This window comes from Pirellulales bacterium, assembly GCA_035499655.1.
Lineage (GTDB): Bacteria > Planctomycetota > Planctomycetia > Pirellulales > JADZDJ01 > DATJYL01.
On record DATJYL010000062.1, the window covers coordinates 23,056 to 29,271 of the forward strand.

At 58.1% G+C, this 6,216-nt stretch carries 6 protein-coding genes; 4 read left to right on the forward strand and 2 right to left on the reverse strand.

What is annotated here, in order from left to right:
• Positions 1-29: 29 nt before the first annotated feature.
• The gene (locus tag VMJ32_04390) at positions 30-362 is read right to left on the reverse strand and encodes a hypothetical protein (GenBank protein HTQ38239.1); all 333 of its coding nucleotides are present in this window, start codon (positions 360-362) and stop codon (positions 30-32) included.
• A gap of 289 nt (positions 363-651) precedes the next feature.
• Between VMJ32_04390 and VMJ32_04395 the strand changes: the two genes are divergently transcribed.
• From VMJ32_04395 to VMJ32_04410, 4 genes are all read left to right on the forward strand, one after another.
• Entirely contained in the window at positions 652-888 is a 237-nt protein-coding gene (locus VMJ32_04395) for an acyl carrier protein (GenBank protein HTQ38240.1), read from the forward strand.
• 11 nt (positions 889-899) lie between these two features.
• Positions 900-2,153, forward strand: coding sequence for a beta-ketoacyl-ACP synthase II (fabF, locus tag VMJ32_04400; GenBank protein HTQ38241.1), 1,254 nt, complete (start codon positions 900-902; stop codon positions 2,151-2,153).
• 206 nt (positions 2,154-2,359) lie between these two features.
• Positions 2,360-3,592, forward strand: a complete 1,233-nt coding sequence (locus VMJ32_04405) for a hypothetical protein (GenBank protein HTQ38242.1) — start codon at positions 2,360-2,362, stop codon at positions 3,590-3,592.
• 202 nt (positions 3,593-3,794) lie between these two features.
• The gene (locus VMJ32_04410; GenBank protein ID HTQ38243.1) at positions 3,795-5,123 is read left to right on the forward strand and encodes a beta-ketoacyl-[acyl-carrier-protein] synthase family protein; all 1,329 of its coding nucleotides are present in this window, start codon (positions 3,795-3,797) and stop codon (positions 5,121-5,123) included.
• Positions 5,124-5,144: 21 nt separating this feature from the next.
• Here VMJ32_04410 and VMJ32_04415 read toward each other — a convergent pair.
• On the reverse strand, positions 5,145-6,216 hold a 1,072-nt coding region (locus VMJ32_04415), incomplete at its 5' end, for a hypothetical protein (protein ID HTQ38244.1).

Sequence of the window (6,216 nt, forward strand, 5' to 3'; positions counted from 1 at the left end):
GCAAGCGAGTGGAAAGTTGAGGTTCAAGATCACTTTTTTCCCAGCGAGTCTAAATATTTTTGGTACTGCTGTTGCTGCTTGTCCCATTTGTCGAGGATGGTCATAAATCGAGTGACGGCATCTTCTTGGTGCTTCATCAGTTCCTCTTGGCGCTTCATCAACTCTTCTTGCCGGCTGAGCAGCCCTTCGTACCGTTTGGTGCGCGCGATTTGGTCTTCGAAGATTCGCTGGTAGGCATCGTCGGCAGGCGTTTTCGCGGGGAGGGGAGACTGGGCGGCCGCGGAGAAAATCAGAAATCCAAAACCGCCCACGATTGCCGCCACGATCAATCCAGCCAAAATTCGGTGCTTTTTCAGGTTCATGGTTATGCCCGGTGGAAAGTGGAAAAGGACGATGGTTCCATTTTAATTACAGGCCCGAGGGTTTTTTCCAAAACGAAGGTTGGCGGATGGGGGCTATTTAGGCTAGACAGCGGGCCGAGAAGCCGGTATACCTTGACTTTTCGCCAATAAACTCTCTATTTTCTAACGACTTACCCAACCTCTACCGTTTTCCAAGGCCGCGGATTTGCAGGGGCTTACAAACCCGGGGCGGGACGGTAAGGTGAGGGTTGTCGAACTATTGTCTGGCTGCGGCAGGAGGACTTTTACGGTGGCAACTGTTTCTGAACGTGTTATCGATATTGTGGCCACGCAATTGGGCGTGAGCAAGGATCAAATTACGGCCGAGACGAACTTCGTCAACGATTTGGGGGCCGATTCGCTGGATCAAGTGGAGTTGGTGATGGAACTTGAGGAAGAGTTCGACATCAACATTCCGGACGATGCCGCGGAAAAAATTCAGACCGTGGGCCAGGCCATCGAGTACATCGAAAAGTCGCAGAAGTAGAACGTCGTGCTATGAACCGCCGCGTCGTTGTCACCGGCCTGGGAATCGTGAGTTCGCTGGGCCACCAGGTGGAAGAGGTGTGGCAGCGCATTCTGCGCGGCGACAGCGGTATTCGTCCGCTCACGTTGTTCGACACCGGGCGCTTCCAGGTGAAGTTTGGGGGCGAAATTCCGGAGTGGGCGCCCAGCGAAAAATACTTGGCGCCCAAGGATCACAAGCGGCTCGATCGGTTCACGCAATTTGCGCTGGTGGCCGGAACCGACGCGGTTCTGCAAAGCGGGATTGATTTTTCCAAGGAAGACTCGTTTCGCTGCGGGGTGATTATTGGCTCGGGCATCGGCGGTCTGCACGAAATTGAAGAGCAGTTGGCGCGATTGTTGCATAAAGGACCGGACCGGGTATCGGCGTTTTTGGTGCCCAAAATGATGGTGAACGCGGCCAGCGGGCATTTGTCGATTGTGTACGGCCTGCGCGGGCCAAACACCGCAGTGGCCACGGCTTGTGCCAGCGCCGCCAACGCCATGGGGGATGCGTTCCGCACCATTCAACACGGCGCCGCGGACGTGATGATTACCGGCGGAGCGGAAGCCGCGATCACGCCGATGAGCATCGCCGGCTTTCAAAATATGCGCGCTCTGTCGGAACGGAACGATGCGCCGCAGAAAGCGAGCCGGCCGTTTGATAAAGACCGGGATGGATTTGTGCTGAGCGAAGGGGCGGGGATTTTAGTGTTCGAAGAAGCTGAACACGCCCGACGCCGCGGCGCGCCGATATTGGCCGAAGTGCTGGGTTACGGCGCCAGCGCCGACGGCGGACACATTACTCAGCCCGACGAACATGGCACCGGCGCGGCGAAGGCGATGGAAACTGCACTGGCCGATGCGCAGTTGAACCCCGCCGATGTGGGTTATATCAACGCGCATGGCACGAGCACGCCGCTGGGCGATTTGGCGGAGACGCGGGCGATCAAGCGCATTTTTGGCGAGCAGGCCAAAAAAACCAGCATTTCCAGCACGAAAAGCCAGGTGGGGCACTTGCTGGGGGCCAGCGGCGGCGTGGAATTGATTTTCAGTATTTTGGCGCTGCGCGACGGGATGATTCCGCCGACGATCAACTTGGATAACCCTGACCCGGAGTGCGATTTGGATTACACGCCCAATCGAGCCCGAGAGCGGCGGTTTAAGGCTGCCATCAGCAATAGCTTTGGGTTCGGTGGGCACAATGCGTGCCTGGCGGTGGGGGTGTATCGGAATGGATTGGCATGAGGGGGAGGGGAGCAGGGAGCTGAGGGCAGGGGTAGCGCCGGGCAAGCCCGGCGGCTATGCGGGATTGAGTAGTTGCTATCGGCGATTGCACTTGCATCGCCATTGCCGGTTTTTTCCGGGAACGCTATTCTCCCGGGCTGCGTGCGCCAGCATTTAATCATGGGCGCAAGCGATCATTGTTTTGCTGCTGGCAAGGAGGCCGGAATATGATTCGCCGTTGGAAACTGTGGATGTTGGTTGCCGCGCTATTGGGCGGGGGTATGAGTTTGGCGTTTGCGCAGGCGCCGGGCACGCCGCCTCCGTTGGTCGATAGCGCCACGGGAGGGACAGTTAGCAACTGGCGTGCGCCGGGGGCAGGCGCATTGGATCCAGCGGGTGCAAGTTCTGCCGCCGCCGGAAATTTGCAGCCGCTGTCGACGGCTCCGCGGGCTTCCATTGCCAAAGTGACCAATGGCACCGGCACGCTGCCGAACGACGCCGGCCAGGTGTGGCGCGAATACGACATTACGCCCTACACGTTACGGGTGACCAGCACAAACCGGCCGGAGCAAGCGATTGTCGATTGGATATTGCGCGAAACCGGCTACGACGCCTGGCACAGCGAGCCCGTGGGTTTATTGTGCGCCAACGGCCGGACGCTGAAGGTGTATCACACGCCGCAAATGCAGGAGCGAGTGTCGGAAATTGTCGACCGTTTCGTGAACAGCCAAAACCAAGTGGCTGCGCAAGCCTTCGGCATTCGCTTGATCACCATCGGCAGTCCCGATTGGCGGGCCAAAATGCAGCAAGTGTTGCGGCCGGTGCCGGTGCAAAGCCAGGGGGTGGAAGCGTGGCTGTTGTCGAAAGAAGACGCCGCCATGATGTTGGCCGAATTGCAAAAGCGGAGCGATTTCCGCGAACATAGCTCGCCGCATTTGCTGGTGCAAAACGGTCAGGCGACCGTGGTTTCGGCCTCGCGCCCGCAAACGTACATCAAAGACGTGATTATGAAGCCGGAGATTTGGCCGGGCTTCCAGCCGGATATGGCACAAATTGACGAGGGCTTTTCGCTGGAGTTCAAGCCGCTGTTGTCGCTGGACGGCACGATGATTGACGCCGTGGTGAAGTGCAACATCGACCAGGTGGAAAAGATGAACTCGGTGATGCTGGACGTGCCCACGGCCGCCGCCCCGCGCCAACGGACCAAAATTCAAGTGCCGCAGGTCGACAGCGTCCGGTTTGCGGAAAAATTCCACTGGCCGACCGACATGGTGTTGGTGATCGGCTTTGGCATTGTGCCCGTGCCGACGCCGCAGGAACCGACCGGCGTAAAAATTCCGCTGATTACGCCGGACTGTCACGCCGACTTGCTGGTGGTGGTTGAAAATCGTGGTGTGGAGGGGAAGCCGCCGAGCATCACGCGCAATTTGCCGCCGGCATCGCCAGCTCCGCCACGGTAGTTTTGGGAGAAGAGTGAGTAGTTGAGTGGTGAGGAAGTGAGGACACCACCGCCCTGCGCTCAGCCGAAGCCCGTTGGCCGTGCTCGGTTGCTTGCCCCGATAAACTGGGTACGATATATTGGTTGGGTTGGTTTTGGTGGAGTTTTCGGGCCATTTTCACATTTGTTTCTATCGCGGCTGACTTTCGGCCGTTTGTTGTCCTATGCCAGCTTCTGCACGACGTGTCGTCATCACCGGATTGGGCTTAATCAGCCCGGTCGGAAGTTCCAAGCAAGCGCTGTGGGATGCGCTAAGCACAGGTCGCAGCGGCGTGGGGGCGCTGGAGGCGGTGCCATCGAAGTTTTTGCCCACGCATGTCGCGGCCGAAGCCCGAGAATTCACCAGCGATATAGAAAATTTCGGCGCGTTGGAAAAAGAGCAGAAAAAGGCCATCCGCAAGGGCCTGAAAGTGATGTGCCGGGAATGCCAAATGGGGGTGGCGGCGGCCCAGTTGGCCTTGGCCGATGCGGGCTTGGTTGTCGGCGGCGGAAAGTACGATCCGGACCGGACCGGCTGCGTGTTCGGGGCCGATTACATGCTGACGCTGCCGGAGGAATTTAGCGCGGGCATCAGCAAGTGCCGCAGCGCGGACGGTCTGTTCGATTACAACCGCTGGGCGACCGAAGGGATGCCACAGCTTTCGCCCCTGTGGCTGCTGAAGTATCTTCCCAACATGCCGGCCAGCCACGTGGCCATATATAACGATTTGCGGGGACCAAACAACTCGATTACTCATCGCGAGGCTGCGGCCAATTTGGCCGTGGGGGAAGCGTATCGCACTATTCTCCGCGGCAGCGCCGAGATTATGGTGGTCGGAGCCACGGGGACGCGAGTGCATCCGATGAAAACCGTTCACGCCATCCAAACCGAAGAGCTGGCCACCAACGGCGTGGAGCCCGCCAAGGCCAGCCGGCCGTTCGATAAAAATCGCACGGGCATGGTCCTGGGCGAAGGGGCCGGGGCCATCGTGATTGAAGAATTGGCCACGGCCCAGGCAAGGGGAGCGACGATTTTGGGTGAGATTGTGGGGCACGGCTCGTCCCACGTGGCCGACAAAAACTGCGTGGCCCACCGCGACGTGGCTTTGAAAAATGTGATGAACAACAGTTTGCGCGGGGCGGGCATGTCGCCGGGCGAGGTGGGGCACATTCATGCTCACGGGCTGAGCACCCGGAGTTGCGACATCGACGAAGCCAAGGCCATCCGCGAAGTGTTCGGCTCGGCGGCCGATCAAGTACCGGTTACGGCGGCCAAGAGCTATTTCGGCAACTTGGGGGCCGGCAGCGGGATGATCGAGCTGATCGCCAGCCTGCTGGCTCTCTCCAATGGCAAGTTGTTTCCCGTTTTGAATTACGAAACGCCCGATCCGGAGTGCCCGATCCGTGTGGTGGCGCCGCACAACAGCAGCGCCAGTCCGGGGCACTCGTTCTTGAATTTGAGCGTGACGCCGCAAGGGCAAGCCAGCGGCGTATTAGTGCGGGCGATGGCCTAACCGAGCCGCAGTTCTTTTTTATTATTCAGCCAGAACGGATAAGACAGGGGATGTTATCAGGGGCATGATCTTAGGCGGCATTTGCTCAAAGCCTGTGAAGCTGCCAAAGAGTTGTGAGTAACTGTCGTTAAGCACGCTATCAACGCCGGAGTTGCCCAGGTAAGTGGCGGTGTTGGCGATCACGCCACCGCCATGAACGCTTCCGTTGCCGCCGAACTGCAAAGTGTCGTTTCCTTTGCCGAGATCGACATAGATTTGATCGGCGGTGACCGCCGTGGGCAGACTTTTGCTGCCAATTACACTAGTGTCGATGCCGCCGAGGACCACGGTATCGTTGCCGGCGCCGGTGTTGATTTTCAATTCCTCGCCGATGGTGAAGTTGTTGAGGCTGACATGGTCGTCTCCGCTACCCATTTGCAAGGTGGCGTTGCGTCCCACGGTGAGGCCGTCGACTTCGAAGATCGAGGAGTCGCCGCTGTTGCCGCTGATATTGGCCGAGAGGTCGCGTTCAACCTTCGTGTTGAAAAATTCCACAATATTGTCTTTGCTGCCGAGTTTAATGTTGCAGTCGTTCTTTCCGGAATTGAATGTCGAGCTGCCGATGGTGGAATTGTAGAATTCCGCAATGGTTCCGCCCGAGCCGAGATTTAACGAGAAGCCGCCAGCGCTACTCGAGCCGAAGAAATAAATCACGCGGCTTCCCGATCCACCGCTGATGGAAACATTGCCTTGAATATTGGTGTTGTTGATGTTTAGCACATCGTTGCCGACGTCCTTCATCGTCAGGTTGCCTGGCAGAGTTACGGGCTGTCCGTAGGTGGCGTTTTCAAAATCGACATTGTCGTATCCGGCCTTCAAGTCGATATTGAAATCGCCGGTGACGCCGGAGAATGTTTGGGGAGTTGATTGTTTGTTGATGGTGGTGAGGCCGTCGGTGCCGAAAATTTTGTACTGGCCGGCGCCGACTTGCTCGATTTCGATGGCGTCGCTGTTGTTGTCTCCGGTGATGGTGAGCGAGCCGTTCTTCAGAGCCACCGTTACATTGCCTGCCGAGCTGGCGGACAGCATCTGGCGGTTTTCGAGTTGTTGGAAG